Annotated in this window: 16 protein-coding genes and 1 riboswitch; of the genes, 7 read left to right on the forward strand and 9 right to left on the reverse strand. The window is 62.6% G+C overall.

Going from position 1 to position 19,369, the window contains the following annotated elements:
• Positions 1 to 142 precede the first annotated feature (142 nt).
• From APH27_RS08975 to APH27_RS08985, 3 genes are all read right to left on the reverse strand, one after another.
• Positions 143 to 1,438, reverse strand: coding sequence for an FAD-binding oxidoreductase (locus APH27_RS08975; protein WP_060484601.1), 1,296 nt, complete (start codon positions 1,436 to 1,438; stop codon positions 143 to 145).
• A gap of 14 nt (positions 1,439 to 1,452) precedes the next feature.
• Positions 1,453 to 2,541: a polyamine ABC transporter substrate-binding protein gene (locus tag APH27_RS08980; protein ID WP_027916641.1), complete on the reverse strand. Its 1,089-nt coding sequence runs from the start codon at positions 2,539 to 2,541 to the stop codon at positions 1,453 to 1,455.
• A 67-nt stretch (positions 2,542 to 2,608) separates the two neighbouring features.
• Positions 2,609 to 3,967 (reverse strand): glutamine synthetase family protein, encoded by a 1,359-nt coding sequence (locus APH27_RS08985; protein ID WP_027916640.1) that lies wholly within the window; start codon positions 3,965 to 3,967, stop codon positions 2,609 to 2,611.
• 152 nt (positions 3,968 to 4,119) lie between these two features.
• Between APH27_RS08985 and APH27_RS08990 the strand changes: the two genes are divergently transcribed.
• Positions 4,120 to 5,019, forward strand: coding sequence for a helix-turn-helix domain-containing protein (locus APH27_RS08990; protein WP_060484602.1), 900 nt, complete (start codon positions 4,120 to 4,122; stop codon positions 5,017 to 5,019).
• A gap of 329 nt (positions 5,020 to 5,348) precedes the next feature.
• A complete protein-coding gene (locus APH27_RS08995) occupies positions 5,349 to 7,262 on the forward strand; it encodes an AAA family ATPase (protein ID WP_060484603.1) in 1,914 nt (637 codons plus the stop codon).
• 121 nt (positions 7,263 to 7,383) lie between these two features.
• Here the strand turns inward: APH27_RS08995 and APH27_RS09000 are convergent, their stop codons facing one another.
• Complete coding sequence (locus APH27_RS09000) at positions 7,384 to 8,769, reverse strand: aldehyde dehydrogenase family protein (protein WP_060484604.1); 1,386 nt, start codon at positions 8,767 to 8,769, stop codon at positions 7,384 to 7,386.
• A 105-nt stretch (positions 8,770 to 8,874) separates the two neighbouring features.
• Between APH27_RS09000 and APH27_RS09005 the strand changes: the two genes are divergently transcribed.
• From APH27_RS09005 to APH27_RS09020, 4 genes are all read left to right on the forward strand, one after another.
• Positions 8,875 to 9,741: a LysR family transcriptional regulator gene (locus tag APH27_RS09005; protein WP_027916636.1), complete on the forward strand. Its 867-nt coding sequence runs from the start codon at positions 8,875 to 8,877 to the stop codon at positions 9,739 to 9,741.
• Positions 9,742 to 9,801: 60 nt separating this feature from the next.
• Positions 9,802 to 10,254, forward strand: coding sequence for a hypothetical protein (locus tag APH27_RS09010; RefSeq protein WP_060484605.1), 453 nt, complete (start codon positions 9,802 to 9,804; stop codon positions 10,252 to 10,254).
• Between the two features lie 55 nt (positions 10,255 to 10,309).
• The gene (locus APH27_RS09015) at positions 10,310 to 11,056 is read left to right on the forward strand and encodes a phytanoyl-CoA dioxygenase family protein (protein ID WP_060484606.1); all 747 of its coding nucleotides are present in this window, start codon (positions 10,310 to 10,312) and stop codon (positions 11,054 to 11,056) included.
• Between the two features lie 211 nt (positions 11,057 to 11,267).
• The gene (locus APH27_RS09020) at positions 11,268 to 11,789 is read left to right on the forward strand and encodes an acyloxyacyl hydrolase (protein WP_060484607.1); all 522 of its coding nucleotides are present in this window, start codon (positions 11,268 to 11,270) and stop codon (positions 11,787 to 11,789) included.
• A 30-nt stretch (positions 11,790 to 11,819) separates the two neighbouring features.
• On the opposite strand, the gene APH27_RS09025 is transcribed toward APH27_RS09020, so the two are convergent.
• The 3 genes from APH27_RS09025 to APH27_RS25780 all read right to left on the reverse strand — a co-directional run bounded on the left by APH27_RS09025 (position 11,820) and on the right by APH27_RS25780 (position 16,141).
• Positions 11,820 to 13,955, reverse strand: a complete 2,136-nt coding sequence (locus APH27_RS09025) for a TonB-dependent siderophore receptor (RefSeq protein ID WP_060484608.1) — start codon at positions 13,953 to 13,955, stop codon at positions 11,820 to 11,822.
• 242 nt (positions 13,956 to 14,197) lie between these two features.
• Entirely contained in the window at positions 14,198 to 15,088 is an 891-nt protein-coding gene (locus APH27_RS09030) for a universal stress protein (protein WP_060484609.1), read from the reverse strand.
• 240 nt (positions 15,089 to 15,328) lie between these two features.
• Positions 15,329 to 16,141 (reverse strand): RHS repeat-associated core domain-containing protein, encoded by an 813-nt coding sequence (locus tag APH27_RS25780; RefSeq protein WP_082435066.1) that lies wholly within the window; start codon positions 16,139 to 16,141, stop codon positions 15,329 to 15,331.
• 268 nt (positions 16,142 to 16,409) lie between these two features.
• A riboswitch (yybP-ykoY riboswitch) is annotated at positions 16,410 to 16,580 on the forward strand.
• A 10-nt stretch (positions 16,581 to 16,590) separates the two neighbouring features.
• Here APH27_RS25780 and mntP point away from each other — a divergent pair.
• Positions 16,591 to 17,157, forward strand: coding sequence for a manganese efflux pump MntP (gene mntP, locus APH27_RS09040; RefSeq protein WP_060484611.1), 567 nt, complete (start codon positions 16,591 to 16,593; stop codon positions 17,155 to 17,157).
• A gap of 3 nt (positions 17,158 to 17,160) precedes the next feature.
• On the opposite strand, the gene APH27_RS09045 is transcribed toward mntP, so the two are convergent.
• Both APH27_RS09045 and APH27_RS09050 read right to left on the reverse strand, forming a co-directional pair.
• Complete coding sequence (locus APH27_RS09045; protein ID WP_060484612.1) at positions 17,161 to 18,570, reverse strand: efflux transporter outer membrane subunit; 1,410 nt, start codon at positions 18,568 to 18,570, stop codon at positions 17,161 to 17,163.
• A gap of 17 nt (positions 18,571 to 18,587) precedes the next feature.
• Positions 18,588 to 19,358 carry a helix-turn-helix transcriptional regulator gene (locus APH27_RS09050; protein ID WP_027916627.1) on the reverse strand — a complete coding sequence of 257 codons (771 nt, stop codon included), beginning with the start codon at positions 19,356 to 19,358 and terminating at the stop codon, positions 18,588 to 18,590.
• Between the last annotated feature and the right edge of the window lie 11 nt (positions 19,359 to 19,369).

A 19,369-nucleotide genomic window follows, 5' to 3' on the forward strand; every position in this document is an offset into this window, starting at 1 on the left:
GAGCCGTACCAATGAGGCGGGCAGCGGTGACCTCACAGAATGGATTGGCCCGAAACAGATGTGGGAGCGGATTTATCCGCGATGCGCCGCGCGGGCGGCGCTCGATCTTATACGCGGCACAGCTTTCACGGCTTACGCCTTGCTATCCCAGCGCCTCCCGCAACCGGTACCACAGCATCCCCAACGCCAGCAGCGGTGAGCGCAATGCCTTGCCGCCCGGGAACGTCAGATGAGGTACCGCGCTGAACACATCCAGCCCGTGGCTTTGCCCCTGTGCGATGCCTTCGGCCAGCAACTTCGCCGTCCAGTGCGTCACATTGAGGCCATGCCCGGAATAGCCTTGGGCGTAGAAGACGTTAGGATGTTGGCTGAGCCGCCCCACTTGCGGGAAGCGGTTGGCGGTGATGCCGATCATGCCGCCCCACTGATAGTCGATGCGCACATCGGCCAGTTGCGGGAACACCTTGAGCACCTTCGGCCGCATGTAGGCAGCGATGTCCTTGGGGTCGCGCCCGGAGTAGTGGCAGGCGCCGCCAAACAGCAGACGGCGGTCGGCTGTGAGGCGGTAGTAGTCCAGGCCGACTTTCTGGTCGCACATGGCCATGTTCTGCGGGATCAGCTGGCTGGCCAGTGCTTCCGGCAGCGGCTCGGTTGCCACCACATAGCTGCCGGCGGGCAGCACTTTACCGCTCAGGCGTGGCTCCAGCTCATCGAGGTGAGCATTGCAGCCCAGCACCAGGCTCTGCGCCCGCACCTTGCCCCGTGCCGTATGCACGGTCACTGTGGGGCCATGTTCGATGCGCAGCACCGGGCTCTGCTCGAAGATGCGCACGCCCAGGCCATGGGCCACGCGCGCCTCGCCTTGGACCAGATCGAGCGGGTGCAGATGGCCCGAGCCCATGTCCACCAGGCCGCCGGCGTACTGGTCGCTGGCGACGATCTCGTGCATGCCCTCGGGCCCGATCAGGCGGGTTTCGTGGCGGTAGCCAAGGCTGGCCAACTCTTCCTGTTCATCCTTGAAGGCAGTGAACTGCGCCGAGGTATTGGCCAGCTCGCAGAAGCCCCAGCGCAGGTCGCAGGCAATCGCATACTGTTCGATACGGCGAGCCACCAGGGCCACCGACTCGATACCCGCTTGCTTCAGGTATTGCACGCCGTCCTGGCCGACATAGCGGGCAAAGCCGCTGACGTCGTGGCCGATGCCACGAATCAGTTGGCCGCCATTGCGTCCGCTGGCGCCCCAGCCGATGCGCCGGCCTTCCAGCAGCACCACACTGAGCCCGCGTTCGGCCAGCTCCAGTGCGGTGTTGACCCCGGTCAGGCCGCCACCGACCACGCAAACGTCGGCCGTCAGTTCGCCGTCGAGGCTGGGGTAGGGCGCCGCGTTACGCGCCGTGGCGGCGTAGTACGATGCGGTATGTTGAGTATCGAAAGGCATGGCGCGTTCTCGGTTCAGCGGTTGGACTTGATCTTGCTCCAGGAGCGGGTCATGACACGCATGATCTTCGGGCTCGGGGTGCTGGAGATGTAAAGCTTGTCCAGTACTGCCTGGGGTGGGTAGATCTCGGGGTTGTCGACCAGCGACTTGTCCATGTAGGCCTGGGCATCAGGGTTGGCGTTGGCGTAGCCGACCGTGGCACTGACCTTGGCGATTACCTTCGGGTCGAGCAGGTAGTTGATGAAGGCCAGGGCCTGATCGGGGTTGCTGGCGTCCTTGGGGATCGCCAGCAGGTCGAACCACAGGTTGCTCCCTTCCTTGGGAATGCTGTAGGCAATCTTGACCCCGTTCTTCGCTTCCACCGCCCGGTTGGCGGCCTGGAATACGTCGCCGGAGTAGCCGAAGGCCACGCAGATGTCACCGTTGGCCAGGTCCGATACGTACTTGGAGGAGTGGAAGTAGGTGATGTACGGGCGCAGCTCAAGCAGGCGTGCTTCGGCCTTGGCATAGTCGCCCGGCTTTTCGCTGCGCGGGTCCAGGCCCAGGTAGTTGAGCACCGCCGGGAACAGCTCGTCGGGCGAGTCCATGAAGGCCACGCCGCATTGCTTGAGCTTTTTCAGGTTCTGCGGCTCGAACAGGGTCGCCCAGGAGTCGATATGGTCAACGCCCAGTGCGGCCTTGACCTTTTCGACGTTGTAGCCGATGCCGTTGGTGCCCCACAGGTACGGCACCGCGTACTGGTTGCCTGGGTCGTTCTGCTCAAGCTGCTTGAGCAGCTTCGGGTCCAGGTGCTGCCAGTTCGGCAGCTTGCTGCGGTCCAGTGGCAGGAATGCACCGGCCTGGGCCTGGCGGGCCAGGAAGTGGTTGGACGGCACCACCACGTCGTAACCGGTGCGGCCGGCGAGCAGCTTGCCTTCCAGGGTTTCGTTGGAGTCGAACACGTCATAGACGACCTTGATCCCGCTGCTGGCCTGGAAGTCGGCCAGGGTCGTGTCACCGATGTAGTCGGTCCAGTTGTAGACGCTGACGCTGGGCGTGGCCTGGGCGGCAGCGCCGAACAGCAGGGCGAATGTGGCGGGGATCAGGGCTTGCAGATGACGCATGTCGACACCTCGTTGGTCTTGTTCTTTGAATTCGGTGCAAGGGGGGGCGCCTGGCGCCCCCGGGGCATTACACGCTCAGCAGCAGGAACTCGCGCTCCCAGGAACTGATGACGCGCTTGAAGTTTTCATGCTCGGCGCGCTTGACCGCGACGTAGCCCTGGACGAACTGCTTGCCCAGGTACTGCTGCACGGTCTCGCAATCTTCCATGTGCTGCAGCGCATCTTCGATGGTGATCGGCAAGCGCAGGTTGCGCCGCTCATAGGCACGGCCCTGCACTGGCGCGCTCGGCTCGATCCTCTCGACCATGCCCAGGTAACCGCACAGCAGGCTGGCGGCGATCGCCAGGTAAGGGTTGGCATCGGCACCCGGCAGGCGGTTTTCGACGCGCATGGCATCGGGGCTGGAGGTCGGAACGCGCAGCCCGGCGGTGCGGTTTTCCTCGCCCCACTCGACGTTGACCGGTGCCGAGGTGTCCGGCAGGAAGCGGCGGAACGAGTTGACGTTCGGCGCGAACATCGGCAGCAGCTTGGGGATGTACTTCTGCAGGCCACCGATGTGGTGCAGGAACAGTTCGCTCATGCTGCCATCGTCATTGGCGAACACCGGCTTGCCGGTGGCAATGTCGACCACGCTCTGGTGCAGGTGCATGGCACTGCCCGGCTCGTCGGTGATCGGCTTGGCCATGAAGGTGGCGGTGACGTTATGTTTGAGCGCGGCTTCACGCATGGTGCGCTTGAATACGGTGATCTGGTCGGCCAAGTCCAGTGCGTCGCCGTGGCGGAAGTTGATCTCCATCTGCGCCGGGCCGTCTTCGTGGATCAGCGTGTCCAGGTCAAGGCCCTGCAGCTCACACCAGTCGTAGACGTCTTCGAACAGCGGGTCGAATTCGTTGGCGGCGTCGATCGAAAACGACTGACGCCCGCTTTCGGCGCGGCCCGAGCGGCCCAGCGGCACCTGCAGGGGCAGGTCCGGGTCTTCGCAGCGCTGGGTCAGGTAGAACTCCATTTCCGGCGCGACAATCGGCTGCCAGCCTTTGTCGGCATACAGCTTGAGCACTTTCTTCAGCACGTTGCGGGGCGACAGCTCGATCGGGTTGCCCTGCTTGTCGAAGGTATCGTGGATCACGATGGCGGTAGGTTCGATGGCCCACGGGATCTGGTAGACCGCTGTCGGGTCGGGGCGGCAGACCATGTCGATATCGGCCGCATCGAGCAGGCTGTAGTAGATCTCGTCATCGACATAATCGCCGGTGACGGTCTGCAGCAGCACGCTTTCGGGCAGGCGCATGCCGCGTTCGTGCAGGAACTTGGCGGTCGGTGCGATCTTGCCGCGGGCGATGCCGGTCAGGTCGCTGATCACGCATTCGACTTCAGTGATGCGGTGTTCTTTCAGCCAGGTGGACAGCTGATCGAAGGGGGCGTTCATACAGACCTCTTGGTTGGGTTTTTGTGTGCGCGGCAGGTGCCGGTGACTTCCCAGGTGGCGCGCTGGAGACTATCTTGGGGCCAGGCCCGCAAAGCCATCTATCCACTTTCTTCAGTCATGAATGCACCAAAAGAGTGCAAATAGGACAACGCGTGACAGCGCCCAATGCCTTGCAAGTTCAGGCTTTCCACACCACGGATGTCACCGAACAGGTGCGCGCCACCCCCGGTTGGCAGCAGCAATACCGGCAAATGTCGCCAGGGCATTTCAGCGGCCAGTTGCGCTGCCTGGGGCTCGATGGCGTGGAGGTGTACGAGGAGCGCCTGAATACTCGGGTCGAGCAGTTCTTCCGTGCGCCGAGCGGTTCGTTGGCGTTCTGTTTCGACCAGAGCGAAAACAGCCTGTACCTGCTCAACGAGCAGAGCCGCAATATCTGGATCACGCCGGAGAACTACCAGGAGGTGGCGGTGGTGTTCGACCAGGCGTTTCTTGCCCGCCACGGGCTGGACCCGCAACGGCTCGAAGGGTTGTTCATGGTGCCGTTGGGCAGCGGGCAGAATGCGTTGTTCGGCAGTTGGCTTAGCGCCACCTTGACCCGCCTAGGCCAGGCTGATTGCCCACTGCAAGGGCAGGCACTGGCCGAGCAGTTGCTCGAAGACTGCCTGTTCATCCTCGACAACGCCTGCCAGCGTTTGCAAGGCGGGGCGCTTGGGCGGCGTGGCGAGGAGCGGGCGATCATGCAACGGGTCAGTGAATGGGCAGCAGATTGCCCGGAAGAAACCCTCAATCTGGTGGAGTTGGCCGAGGTGGCCGGTGTGTCGTTGCGCCAGCTGCAGCAAGCGTTCAAGGCGTTTACCGGGATGCCGCCGGCGCACTGGCTGCGCTTGCGTCGGCTAAACGGCGCGCGGCGGGACCTGTTAAGTGGCGGTGAAGTAACCGTGGCCGAAGTGGCCATGCGCTGGTCGTTCTGGCATTTGGGAAGGTTTTCAGAGAGTTACCGGCAATTGTTCAAGGAATTTCCGAGCGAGACACTCAAAAGGCGCAGGAGCTGACCTTGTTGTCTGTGCCGGCCTCTTCGCGGGTAAACCCGCTCCCACAGGTACTACTTGGTGGTTTTAGTATTTGTCGGTTTTTCAAGGCTTTACCGGTAGTTGTTCAAGAAGTTTGCTAGCGAGGCGTTCAGGCTTAGCAGACGCTGAGATGGGGTTTTGCCCGTGCCGGCCTCTTCGCGGGTAAACCCCTCCCACAGGTACTGCGCTGCCTTCAAGCCTTGTGATATCCCTGTGGGAGCGGGCTTGCCCGCGAAGAGGCCGGCACAGACAACCCAGCATTCCCCTTAGAAAATTGCTATCGTGCCCGGCAGTGTCCACCCGAGGTCCCGATGTTCTTCCTGCCTTTGCCCAGCGACCAGGCCGACCGCCTGGCCAGCGCGACCACCGCCACCGACTTCTTCCCGACCGCCAGCCTGCTGGAGGCTGCCGCCGTGTTGTTCGTGCAGAACCTGCCGCGGCAACCGGCCAGTGCCTCGGCGGATGCGCAGCAGCGCCGGTTCGCCGAAATCGTGCGCATCGCCAATGACGTCGAAGGCGCCGCCCCAGGCCGCTTCCAAGGGCAGGTAGCGCAGCATTTCGACCGCGAAGCGTTCGCCATGGGCCTGGGCATGCTGGGTGAGAACGGTGTCGCCCTGGTGTCGGCTGAAACCGAGTACCAGGTCGACGAGTTCCAGGACGCCGAAGGCCAGTGGAATTTCCAGTTCGCCGACACCTACCGCCAGCGTGTCACGCCGCTGCACCCGGTGTACCTGCCCTCGCTGGCCAGCGACCTGATGCTGAGTGACCAACAGAACCGCCTGCTGCGCGAGTTCCTTAGCGGCGTGGACGAATCGGTTGCCGTGCAGGGTTTCGCCGGTACTGGCAAGACGTTCCTGATCCACCAGTTTGCGCGACTGCTCGACCCCCAGCGCACCTTGTTGCTGGCCCTCACCGAAAGCCAGCTGCGGGCGTTGCAGGCGCGGGTGAAGGATGCCCAGGCCTACACGGCACTGACCTTCGGCCAACTGGCCGACGAGCTCCTCAACCGCGACCTCACCAGCAACGGCTGGAGGCTACGCGACCCGTACCGGACCAAACTGTCCTGGCGCCCGCAGGAAGCGCAAGTGGTGCGCTGGCTGAATATCCCTGACATCGGCCCGCTGGCCGCACGCGATGTGGTGGCCCTGTGCATCAAGGCCGTGCGCAGCTTCTGCCGCAGCGGTGACAGCCAGTTGCAGTTGCATCACTTGCCCTGGGCCGGGCCAGGGACCACGCCGCTGGACCAGGAAGTGTTGCTGGAAAAGGCCCGCCTGTACTGGCAGGAACTGATCCGCCCTTCGGCACGCGAAATCCAGCTGCCGGTGCGTGATTACCACCGGGTCAAGCTGTTGTCGTTGACCGCCGAAGTGATCGACAGCCGCTACAGCCACGTCATCGTCGACGAAGCCCATGAGTTGTCGGCACCGATGCTCGCGGTACTCGACCGCAGCCCGCAGTCGGTCATCGCCCTGGGTGACGAGCTGCAGAACCTCAACGGCCTCAGCCCTCACCATGGCAATTTCATCCGCCAGCGCTACATCGACCATTCCTTGCGCGCCGGCCCGGCCATGGACGGCGTGCTGAACCCGTTGATCCAGGCGCACCCGGCGGCTGTCCAGGCAGCTTTCAGCGGCAGTGCCGAGCATTACACGCGGGTGAGCTTCTTCGACACCGTGACGGTGCCCGAACAGCCGACCGCATTGATCGTCGATGATGAGTGGGGCCTGTTCGGCTGGTTCCAGCGCCTGACCCATCAAGGGGTGCCGTTCGTGCTGCTGCAAAGCGCGCGCAAGGACTTCGAGCTGTTCGTCGAAGATTGCATCGAGCTGTACCGCTACGGTACCCGGGCACGCCATCCGATGCTGTTCCGTTACCCCAGCTGGCAGGCACTGGAGCAGGACAAGGGCGACGACAAGGCCTTTGTCGCCGTGGCCGGCATGCTGCGCAAAGGCTATACCCCTGAGCATTTTGCCAAGGCCAAGAGCCGTTACCGCTGGGACAAGGCGCCGAAGCTGTTCCTTGGGCGGGTGCGAGATGTGAAGAACATGGAGTTTGCCCGGGTGATGGTGTCGCCGGAGCTGATGGTGGCGCCGTCTACGGCAGGCAACCGCAACGAGCGGGCGCGGATGCTGGCGGGGTTGTATACCGCCTGTTCGCGGGCGCGGCATGAACTGATCGTGCCGGGGGGGATGCTGGATTGGGTCAAGGACCAGATCCGGGATTGAGATCCTGGGGCTGCTGTGCAGCCCTTTCGCGACACAAGGCCGCTCCTACAGAGGAATGCGTAATCCTGTAGGAGCGGCCTTGTGTCGCGAAAGGGCCGCACAGCGGCCCCAGGCTTTTAAATCAGTTACGGTCCAGCCAGACAGTCTGGGCATTGGTGAACTCGCGTACACCAAAGTGCGACAGCTCGCGCCCGAAGCCGCTCTTCTTCACGCCACCAAACGCCACGCGGGGGTCCGAAGCGCAGTAACCGTTGATGAACACGCCACCGGTATCCAGCGCTGCGGTCATGCGCTCGGCCAGCGCATAGTCGGCCGTGTAGATGGTCGAGGCCAGGCCGAACTCGCTGTCGTTGGCCAACTCCACCGCATGCTCGGCATCACGGGCAGTGATGATCGCCGCCACCGGCCCGAACAGTTCCTGCTTGAAGGCTGTCATGTCCGGCGTGACGTTGGCGAACACGGTCGGTGCGTAGAAGTTGCCCACGCCTTCGACCTTGTTGCCGCCCAGCAGCAGGGTGGCGCCTTCGGCCAGCGTCGCCTGCACCTGGCCATCCAGTTCGTCACGCAGGTCGTAACGGGCCATCGGGCCGATGTAGGTGTCATCTTCCAGCGGGTTGCCGAGCTTCAGCTTGCGCGTGGCTTCGACGAACTTGCTGGTGAACGCCTCGACAATGCCTTCTTCGATGATCAGGCGCTTGGCGGCGGCGCAGACCTGGCCTGTGTTCTGGTAGCGGCCAATGACGGCGGCCTGTACAGCCGCATCCAGGTCGGCATCGGCCAGCACGATGAACGGGTCGGAACCCCCCAGCTCCAGCACGCACTTCTTCAGCGCGGCACCTGCCTGGGCGCCGATGGCCATGCCGGCGCGCACGCTGCCGGTCAGGGTCACGGCAGCGATGCGCACGTCATTGATGGCGCGGGTAACACCGTCCGGGGTGACGTTCAGGACCTCGAACACGCCTTCAGGCAGGCCGGCATCCTTGAACAGTTCACCCAGCAAGTAGGCGCTGCCCATCACGTTCGGCGCATGCTTGAGCACATAGGTGTTGCCCGCCAGGATTGCCGGCACCGCGCCACGCAGCACCTGCCAGACCGGGAAGTTCCATGGCATCACGGCGAGGATCGGGCCCAGCGGGCGGTACTCGATGCGGGCTTTCTCGACCTGGGTTGGCTCTGCGGCCAGCATGGCCGGGCCGTGCTCGGCATACCAGCGGCACAGGCCGACGCACTTGCCGACTTCACCGCGGGCCTGGGCGATCGGCTTGCCGATTTCGCGGCTGATCATCTGCGCGAAGGCTTCGGCCTTGGCTTCGAGGGTGCTGGCCAAGGCGAGCAGGTACTCGCTGCGCTGACCCAGCGACACTTGGCGCCACTGGCCGTAGCCAGCCTTGGCACGTTGCAGCGCCGCTTCCAGTGCGGCGTCGGTGTCAAACGGGTAGGCGCCAATCTGCTCGCCGCTGAAGGGGTCGACGGAGATGGCGTGGGTCAGGCTGCTGATCGCACTCATGGCTGGACACTCTCGTTTGTTAATCAGTGAGGCCAGACTAGTGGGCTATGGCTTTAATGAAAACTGAATAATAATGAGCGAAACATTCACATTTGGAGAATGATTGTGGACCTGGTGCAACTGGAGATCTTCAAGGCCGTGGCCGAGCAGGGCAGCATCAGCGCCGCCGCCCAGCACATCCATCGGGTGCCGTCGAACCTGACCACGCGCATCAAGCAGCTGGAGGAAGACCTTGGCGTCGAGCTGTTCATCCGCGAAAAAAGCCGCCTGCGCCTGTCGCCGGCCGGCTGGAACTTCCTTGAGTACACCCGGCGCATCCTCGACCTGGTGCACGAGGCGCGGCTGACCGTGGCTGGCGAGGACCCGCAGGGCACCTTCGCCCTGGGTTCGCTGGAAAGTACGGCGGCGGTGCGTATCCCGGCGCTGCTGGCCGCCTACAACCAGCGCTACCCGAAAGTCGACCTCGACCTGTCCACCGGGCCTTCCGGGACCATGCTCGAAGGCGTGCTGTCGGGGCGCCTGGTGGCGGCCTTCGTCGACGGCCCGCTGTTGCACCCCACGCTTGAAGGCATGCCGGTGTTCGAGGAAGAGATGGTGATCATCTCGCCGCTCAACCACGCCCCGGTCACCCGTGCCCAGGACGTCAACGGCGCGAGCATCTACGCCTTCCGTGCCAACTGCTCGTATCGCCACCACTTCGAGAACTGGTTCGTCCAGGACCAGGCGGTGCCAGGCAAGATCCACGAAATGGAGTCGTACCACGGCATGCTCGCCTGTGTCAGCGCTGGCGCCGGGCTGGCCATGCTGCCGCGCAGCATGCTCGACAACATGCCTGGCTGCAGCACGGTCTGCGCCTGGCCGATGCAGGAACAGTTCCGTTACCTCAAGACCTGGCTGGTGTGGCGGCGCGGCACGGTTTCGCGCAGCCTGAGCATGTTCGTGAAACTGCTCGAAGAGCGGCGAACGGCGTGAACAACGGCATTGGCTGGGGTCAAACATTAGGTAAGCCATCTCCTTGAGGAGGAGCTGACCATGCGTAACCATCACTATGCTTTGGGCGCCACGTTGCTGATCACACTGGCGCTGCCCTGGACCCTGGCCGTCGCTGGCGAAGTGGACGACCACAACGCCCCCATCGACATGCAAGCCGTGCAACTGCAACCGCAGGAGCAGAATGGCGTGCGCTACCTGGAAGGCGGTATCGGGCAGGATGAGGCCAATGCCATGCGCCACACCAAGGGTTACGACCTGCACGTCGAACTGTCGACCGGAGCCCACGGCCAGTTCGAAAGCGGTGCCGCAGTCGATATCCAGAATGCACAAGGCAAGTCGGTGTTGAGCCTTCAGGATGTCGGCCCGCTGGTGTATGTCCAGCTACCGCCGGGCCAGTACAAGGTCGTCGGCCACGGGCAGGGTACTACGGTCCAGCAGATGGTCACGGTGAATGGCAAGACGCCTGCCACTGCAAGCCTGAACTGGCACTGATCGGTAACAACAGGCGGAGTGCAGCTGCACTCCGCCTGAGCAGGAGCCTGTCGGCATGAGCCTCGAGCCACAACTGCAAACGCTGCAGGAGCAAGGCTACCTACTGTTGCGCGGTGTGCTCGATGGCTTGCGCGTAGCGCTGCTGCGCGGCGCCATCGACGACCTGCAGCCACTGCACTGGGATTACCAAGGCCTGCTGGAACACTACAAGTGCGTCTTCAATCGCGACCCACTGTGGTTGCCCTTTCTCGACCTTTCGCCGTTGATCGACCTCGCCGAAGCTGCGCTAGGCGCAGACTGCCACGTGATTGGCCAGACCGCCTGGCGCAGCCACCCTGGTTACCCAGGCATGGGCCTGCACCTGGATCATCTGCCCATGGTGTTGCCGGAATGGCTGGTTACACGCGGCGATTTTTGTCAGCCCATGCAAATTCTGACTGCACAGGTGTACCTGAGCGATATCGACGTCGACATCGGTCCCACCTGGGTAGTGCCTGGTAGCCACCGCGCTGCGCGCCCTCCGCAACCAGGCGAGTGCCATTGGCAGGGCCGTGAAGCGCGGCCAGTGCTGTGCCAGGCGGGCGACGCGCTGCTGTTTCGCAGCGATCTCTGGCACAGCGGTGGCGCCAACTGCAGCCAGGGGCGCGAGCGCGACATGCTGCAGGTGCACTACGGCAGGCGCATGGTGGCGCAGAAGTTTTCCCCCTACCTGCGCTGGCAATTCAACCCGCAGGTGCTGGCGCAAGCGACACCACGGCAACGGCGCTTGCTGGGGGAACATGAGGAGGCCGAATACGACTGAGGTGGTTCGTAAGCGTAGGTAAATGCAAGCAATGCTGGCAATTCACTTTCAACTTTCTGATTATCTGGACAATAATTAGAAAAGTATTACTCCGTGTGACCGGTTGGATGCACCGCTCACCGCAAAAATCGAGGGGCCCAAGCCCCCATTTGTCAGCAAACGTTGCCAGTGGCAACGACTTGCCCGTGTTGACCATCAGGAGAAGTCATTGATGAAAAAACGTCTTGCCAGCACGCTGGTTGTCGCCTTATTGGCCGCCGCCGGCACCAGCCTGGCCCAGGCCGCGCAGGTGTCCGGAGCCGTGGGGGTCACCAGCCAGGGCGATATGACCTACCGTCTCGGTATGTCGTTCGACTGGGACAATAAGTGGCTGCAGAGTGACATCGGTTATGTAACCGGCTACTGGGACGCAGCCTACACCTACTGGGAAGGTGGTGATGCCAGCGGCGCCCACTCGCTGTCGTTCAGCCCGGTGTTCACCTATGAGTTCAGTGGTTTCACCTACACCCCCTACATCGAAGCCGGTATTGGCCTGGCGGCCTTCTCCAAGACCGACGTGGGCGATCAGCGCCTTGGTTCGTCGGTCAACTTCGAAGACCGCATCGGCTTCGGCTTGAAGCTGCCGGGCGAGCAGAAAGTGGGTGTCCGTGCGATTCACTATTCCAATGCTGGCATCAAGCAGCCGAACGACGGTATCGAATCCTACTCGCTGTTCTACAGCAAAGGGTTCTGATGCCGGGGGCCGCAATGCGGCCCCAGCCTTCTAGAAGGTGTAGGAAACCCCAGCCTGCACCGTGCGCGGCGCGCCAGGGTACACGTAGGTGTTGAACGCCCCCTCGTCATACCCCTTGTTGAACACGTTCTTCACATCCAGGTTCAAGCGCACGTGCTCGTTGACCTTGTAGAAGCTCAACAGGTCGACCACGCTATAGCGCTCCATGGTGTAGGTCGTCGCTGCCGTCTGCCCGGCGCGGTCGTCCACGTATTTCACGCCAACCCCCAGTCCCAGCCCCTTGGCCAGCCCGTCCTGGAACTCATAGGTATTGAGCAGGCTGAAGCTGTTGCGCGGGATGTTCGCCAGGCGGGTGCCGGTGGGGATGCTGTTGTCCTTGGTCACCTCGGCGTCGACGTACGCATAGCCACCGATCATCCGCCATTCCGGCGTCAGGTTGCCCGCGACGTTGATGTCCAGGCCGCGGCTACGCACTTCGCCGGCAGCGACACTGTAGGTGCCGCTGGGGTCGTTCGGGTCGCGGGTCAGCACGTTTTCCTTGACGATGTGGTAGATCGCGGCGTCGACGCTGAGCTGGCGGTCCAGCGCCTCCCACTTCACGCCCAGCTCGTATGACGTGCCTTTTTCCGGATCGAAGCCAGTGCCTTGCAGGCTGGCGCCGCTGTTGGGCTTGAACGAGCGCGCGGTGTTGGCGTAAACGGCAACGGTATCGGTCAGGTCGTAGATCAGGCCGAAGCGTGGAGTGACGCCGTTTTCGCCCTTGTTGAAGTCACCGGCATTGTTGAGCTTGTTGTCGTAGTCGTGCTCGAAGCGCTCGAAGCGCACACCGGCAAGGGCTTTCAGGCGCTCTGTCAGGGCCACCTGATCCTGGATGAACGCCGCCCAGGTCTTGAGGTTTTCCTTGTCATGGGTGGTGGTGCGGGTCAGGGCAGGGCGTGTCTGGCCCAGCACCGGGTCGAAGATGTCGATCGGATAGGCGCCGGTCCCTGCAGCCGAGCGCTGGATGATCGAGCTGTAGTCGTAATCTTCGTACTCGATGCCGGTCAGCAGCGTATGGCTGAAGCCGCCGGTGTCGAAGTGCCCGGTAAGGTTGAGCTGGTAATCGCGGTCGGTCCACGCCAGCTTGCGGTAGTTGAAGTTGCGCCCCAGCGTGCGGCCGTCAGGCTGCAGGCCGTTGGCTTCCACGGCGTTGCCCTTGAGCGAGCCGTCCAGCCATTGCATGCCGCCACCCAAGGTCCAGTTGTCGTTGAGCAGGTGCTCGAAGCGCAGCTGGGCCATGTTGTTGTCGTTGTGCAGCAGGTTGTCGCTGCCTTTTTCCCAGATGTTGGTGTCGCGCGAGGCTCTGCCGAGCTGGCCGGGCAGGCGGGTCAGGCCGCGGTCCAGTGGGTGGTTGTTGCGCATGAAGTCGCCTTCGAAGGTGACCTTGGTGGCATCGTTGACCTGCCAGCTGATCACCGGCGCTACGTCGTAGCGCTCGCTTTCGACATCGTCACGGAAACTGTCGCCACCTTCACCCAGCACATTCAGGCGATAGGCCAGCGAGCCGTCGGCGTTGAGCGGGCCGGTGGCGTCGAGGGTTGCACGGTGCATGCCCTGGTCATCGAACTGGCTGCCCAGGGTGACCTTGGGCTCGGCCAGGGGTTGCTTGCTGACCACATTGAAGGTGCCGCCGGGGTCGCCACGGCCATACAGGCTGGTGGCCGGGCCGCGGATCACTTCCAGGCGCTCGACGGTGTTGGCGTCGGGGGCGTTGGGGTAGCCACGGTTGATCGGGAAGCCGTTGCGGTAGAATTCGCCGGTGGTGAAGCCGCGCACGGTGAAGGTGGTCAGGCCCTGGCCACCAAAGTTGTTGGCACGGCCAACGCCACCGGCATAGTCCAGGCCATCCTGCAGGCGAGTGGCACCGGTGTCTTCAAGCACATCCTTGGGCACCACGCTGATCGACTGCGGGGTCTCGTGCAGGGCCGTGTCGGTGCGTGTGGCGCTGGCCGAGCGGCTGGCCTTGTAGCCGTCCACCGGGCCATCGGCGCGCTCGCTGTCGGCGCTGCTGGTGATGTTCAGGGCCTGGAGTTCGACCTGGGCGTTGTCGCCGAGCGGCTCAGGCTCGGCAAAGGCCAGCGGGGAGAGAGCTTGAAGCACACAAAGCGAAACGAACGTGCGACGCATCGACGGTACGATCCTGGAGTAGGGCGCTGGAGAGGAGTGTGGGAAGCGCCGAGAAAATACTACGAATCATTATCAAATGCATTAATTTTAAGTGGCACTGGTGTACCAGATACCATTTGGTTGGCAGGCCTGGCCTTTTCGCGGGCAAGCCCGCTCCCACCGGCACCGGCGGGCTTCAGGCTGCTGGTATACCTGTGGGGGCGGGCAGGCCCGCGAAAAGGCCGGCTCAGGCAGTGCGCTAATCAGTGAGCAGCCCTGATCGCCAGTACGTTGCACAGCGGATGCTCCAGCACATGGGCCGTGGTGCCGCCCAGGAACGTCTGCATCGCATCATGCCGATGGCTGCCCATCACGATCACATCGACCCGGCTGTGGCTAACGAACTGGGCAATCGCCCGGATCGCCGCACCTTCGACAAAATGCCGCCGCTCCAGGGGTATCTGGTGATGGTCACCCAGCCGGTTGAACGCTGCCCGCTGCGCCGTGCGCACGCTGCCATCGAACCCCGGCATGGTTATGGTGCCGGCACCGAAGTCGGCGATATGGGTCTTGGCCGCATCGCATACATGCAGCAAGTGCAGTTCGGCGTTGCATTGCAGGGCCAGGGCATGGGCGCTGTAAATCACCTGGTCGTCCAGGTGTTCGCCCGCACCGTGGCAGTTCAGATCGACCGCCGCCGCAATCTGCCGGGGCAGCGGTAGGCGAATGTCGCTGACCAAGTGCACGGCCACCGGGCTTTCCTTGAGCAATTGCCAGTCCAGCGGCGTGACCAGAAGGCGCTTGAGTACCGGTTCGTGCTGCACGTCCTTGACCAGCAGGTCGCAACCCAGCCGTTGGATACGTTCGAGCGCACTGCCCAGAGGGTCGCGGGTCAGCAGCAGTTCGGTGGACACATCGAGCCCGGCGTTGCCCAGTTGCTCGGCCTCGTCGGCCAGCCACTGGCGGTTGTCGCCGAGCAGCCGCTCACGCTCGCGGCCATCGCTCATCAGGCCGAAGGTGTCGACATCGTCGACGAACACATTGATATCCAGCAGGGCACCACTGGACTCCGCCAGCGCCGCAGCGCGCTGCAGCGCCGGGGTATGGCGCATTTGCGGGCCGAGCATGACCAACAGACGCTTGAACTGGCTCATCGCACACCTCCACGTGTGGCAGCCCCCCAGCTATACAGATTTCACAACGTGCCCAATGCGCTCATGGCATCGAACAGCCAATCAATCAGTCTAGTGGTTGCGCGCAATGCCAGATCTGAAATCGGATGAACAGTTGATGTTGATTTCACCGTGTTCGGGTACGTTTCATTGCGTCATTGAGCTCATTCAAAAATTTTGATCGTTCCATACAGGCAGCACTTTAACGCACTCGCCAGGCGATCACTTTTGGGGCATTATACCTTTTTGGCGCAGATACCTTTTTGCTTCATTTTTGAGGTCCGGATTATCATTAAAGAATGGCCTTTTTTTACGATACTCGAGCACAACGCCTGCATAAAATAGCTGTAAGACTATAGGGTCACGTGGGCGGATGTTTTCTCTTATATTGTACAGTGCTAACATGGCTTGATCTTTTTGATCCTCTGTGGCGTTCTCGATCCCTGCATTTATAAGTAAGTCTCGATCCCTTTTAATCACTCTTCTATCGAAGCGGTCACTAGTGAAGCGCTCGGGGGCGACAATTGCCGAATGCCTGGTCATGCTCTCTCTGTCTGGCCAGTCACGATATGTTTCGAGTTGGGCTAAACTGTAAATGAGCGGTTTTTCACCCTTAAAGATTCGCTTCAAATCATCGGTCATTAGTTTGTGTAGTTCATTTCTGGCTTTAATAGCATTCCCTCTTAGAGGCTCCGATAATTTATTTATTTTCATGAGCGATACTCTTACTGATGTCTGCTGCAGGAGTGATGGGACTTTTCGATTTGAATGCGTTGTTGGAATTGAGGGGGCGTGGCCACTTGGATCAGTGAAATTGATCGGGTCTCCTTGGCAGTAGGCGTAGCTGTTGATGCCGCCTATGTGAAATGGACTTAGGCTGTCGGGGATGCAAAATCGCATCAGTCGAGGATTATATAGGCGCCTGCCATTCCCGAGAGAATACCCGCCGAGCCTGTCATCGAATAGTTCACCATTGAATGCGAGGGTGGAGTGCTGAGTCACGGTTTTCCAACCGTAGGGGGCATAGTTGCTCATCGTTTGTTCCTCCTGGCATAATTTTGGCAAAAGAAACAATAGCGAAATTTAGGTGGGTCGCCACTGGCACTTTTAATAGTTGACCATCTGCTTTCAATGTGCGTGCAATTAAACCGTTCCATGCCAATACGTTGAGCCGTTGTTGCCCTGCATTGCCTGCAGCGCTGGGTTCGGATGTGGTGAGAGGGGCCCGTTGATCAGGGCATTTTTTGATTTCACCTACTGCAAGTGGATTTTCACGCTTTTTTCTCTTTACGCTGGTATCATCGCGCCACTCATTGGGGAGTAGCCTGCCTTCGCACACTGCAAAGGCGCTCTGGTCAACATATTTGGCAACCTGCCATGGCCAGCGCATCCACCCGGATTGGCGAGACCAACGACCTTCCTGCAGCCAAACCGGGCCTGCAGGTCGTCTGTCGTTGACTCGTTGCCCGGCTGGAGTCTGATCGTTGAATCCCATTTCCCTCGCCTTTCTCGCCTTCGCCATGTCTACGGACGCCTTCGCGGCCGCCATTGGCAAAGGTTCCAGCCTGCACAAGCCACGCCTGGCCGAAGCCCTGCGCACCGGCCTGATCTTCGGCGTCATCGAGGCCCTCACTCCGGTCATCGGCTGGCTGCTTGGCCAGGCGGCCAGCCAGTATGTCGAACAGTGGGACCACTGGATCGCCTTTGCCCTGTTGCTGCTGCTGGGCGCGCACATGGTGCATGCCGGCCTGAAGCCGGATGACGAAGAAGTGGAAAAACAGAGCCAGCACTCGTTCTGGATCCTTGCGGTGACTGCGGTTGCCACCAGTATCGATGCCCTGGCAGTGGGCGTCGGCCTGGCCTTCGTCGACGTCAACATCTGGGTGGCGGCCGCGGCGATCGGCCTGGCGACCATGACCATGGTGACCCTTGGTACCATGCTCGGGCGTGCGTTGGGTTCGGTGGTGGGCAAGCGCGCCGAGATCGTCGGTGGCATCGTGCTGATGCTGGTCGGCGCAACCATTCTCTACGAGCACCTGAGCGCGGTGTAAGCGTTACCGAGGCCGCTCTGCGGCCTCCTGCCACCCCCCACCCAGCGCCGCATACAGGTTCACTTCCGCCACCAGCTGCGCCAGGCGGTCGCTGATCAACCCCTGCTGCGCCGTGAACAGCGAGCGCTGTGCATCGAGAAAGGTCAGGCTGCTGTCCACGCCGATCCGGTAACGATGCTCGGCCAGGTTGTAATACCGCTGGTTCGACGCCACAAGATCGTGCTGGGCCTGCAGCTGTCGCTGATAGGTCGCCCGCGCTGCCAGGCCATCGGCCACCTCCTGGAACGCGCTCTGGATGGCTTTCTCGTACTGCGCCACCTGAATGTCCTTCTGTAACGCTGCATAATCCAGGCTGGCGCGCAGCCTGCCAGCGGTGAATATCGGCAGGCTGATCTGTGGCTGAAACAGCCAGGTGCCGCTGCCGCCGTCGAACAGGCCGCTCAGTTGCGGGCTGGTGCTGCCGGCGTTGGCGGTGAGGCTGATACTGGGGAAGAACGCCGCCCGCGCCGCGCCGATATTGGCATTGGCCGCACGCAGCTGATATTCCGCCTGGACGATGTCCGGGCGGCGGCGCAGCAGGTCCGAAGGCAACCCGGCCGGCAACCCGGCGATCTGCTCGTCGGCCAAGGGCAGGGCGGCCAGGTCGCCCGCCACGGCGGTACCCACCAACAAGGACAACTGATTGAGGTCCTGGGCCACCTGGCGTTTGTAGCGCGCCACCGTGGCACGGGTGCTGTCGACGCTGGTGCGTGACTGGATCTGGTCCAGCGCCGATACCGTGCCGGCGCGGCGCTGGGCACTGGTCAAGCGCAGGCTGCGTTCGTCGGCGGCCAGGGTGTCCTTGGCCAACACCAGCAGCTCCTGATCGGCGCGCCAGGTCAGGTAGGCGCTGGCAACGCTGGCCACCAGGCTCAGCTGTGTGCTTCGCCGCGCTTGTTCACTGGCCAGGTAAGTCAGCAGCGCCTGGTCACTGAGGCTGCGCAGGCGGCCGAACAGGTCCAGTTCGTAGGCGCTGATGCCCAGGGTTGCGGCATAGGTCGAGGTAATCATCCCCTGGTCGGTGCCGGTCACACCCCGCGGCAGGTACTGGCGCTTGCCCGTGGCGTCGGCAGACACCTTCGGCAGCAAGTCGGCGCGCTGGATGCGGTACTGGGCGCGGTAGGCTTCGACGTTCAGCGCAGCCTCGCGCAGGTCGCGGTTGTTGGCCAGCGCGCTGTCGATCAGTTGGCGCAGCACCGGGTCCTGGAACACCTGCCGCCAGTCCTCGGCGGGCTGGCGGGCCAACGCGTCGCCCTGATAGGCCGGGCCTTGAGGGAACTGGCCGGGCACAGGGGCGGCGGGGCGCTGATAGTCCGGTACCAGGGAGCAGCCGCACAGCAGCGCGGCGCACAGGGTCAGGGCGTGTGGGGGCATCACGGGCTCTCGTGCAGTCAGGCGCCGGCCATCCATTTCGCCAGCCCATGGCGGCCACTGACCCCCAGCTTGGCGGTGGCGCGCTTTAGGTAGGTTTCGATCGAGCTGTTCTTCACATTCAGCTTCTGCGCCATTTCCGGCACCGTGCCGCCTGTCAGCAGGCCGATGCACACTTCCTCCTCGCGGGTAGAAAGCCTGACCGCTTCCTGGACCAGGCGCTCGCCAAAGGCGTGGCGCAGCGAACCAGCTTCAAGGTCGGCCGGGGGCGTGCCGATGCGGCGTACGAGGCCCTGGTCGAGCAACTGACCATGGTGCTCGACCAGTGGCAGCAAGGTGTCGGAAAGGCTCTTGAGCTGAGACAGCTCCGCCAGGGAAAACGCCCTTTGCCCGGGCAGGCGATGGAAACAGATGACCCAGCGCCGGTCGCCGCTGCACGACACCAAGTGGCACTGGTGGGGGTGCTGGGCATCCAGCGGGGCCTTGAACTCGATCAGCAGCGGGTCGTCCATCTGCATGATGCTCTGCAGCAACGGGTGGCGCAGTGGCTCGTTGCCAGGCCGTTGCTGCGCAAGGCCGGCACTGCCCAGTAACCTGATGCGGCTGACACTGGCCTGGCGCGAGTCAAGGGTCAACTCGCTGAGCTCGAGCCGGTGGATCGGTACCTGGGCATCGACCAGGCGTAACATCTGTGCGGCGAAACCGTCGGCGCCGGTACTGGCGACCAGTTCGCCCAGTTGCAGGTACAGCTGAGGGTCGGGGCGGTGTGCGAGGCTGGCGGTCAGCTTCATATCCTGTCTTC

It is taken from the genome of Pseudomonas sp. NBRC 111123, from assembly GCF_001320205.1.
Taxonomy (GTDB): Bacteria; Pseudomonadota; Gammaproteobacteria; order Pseudomonadales; family Pseudomonadaceae; genus Aquipseudomonas; species Aquipseudomonas putida_J.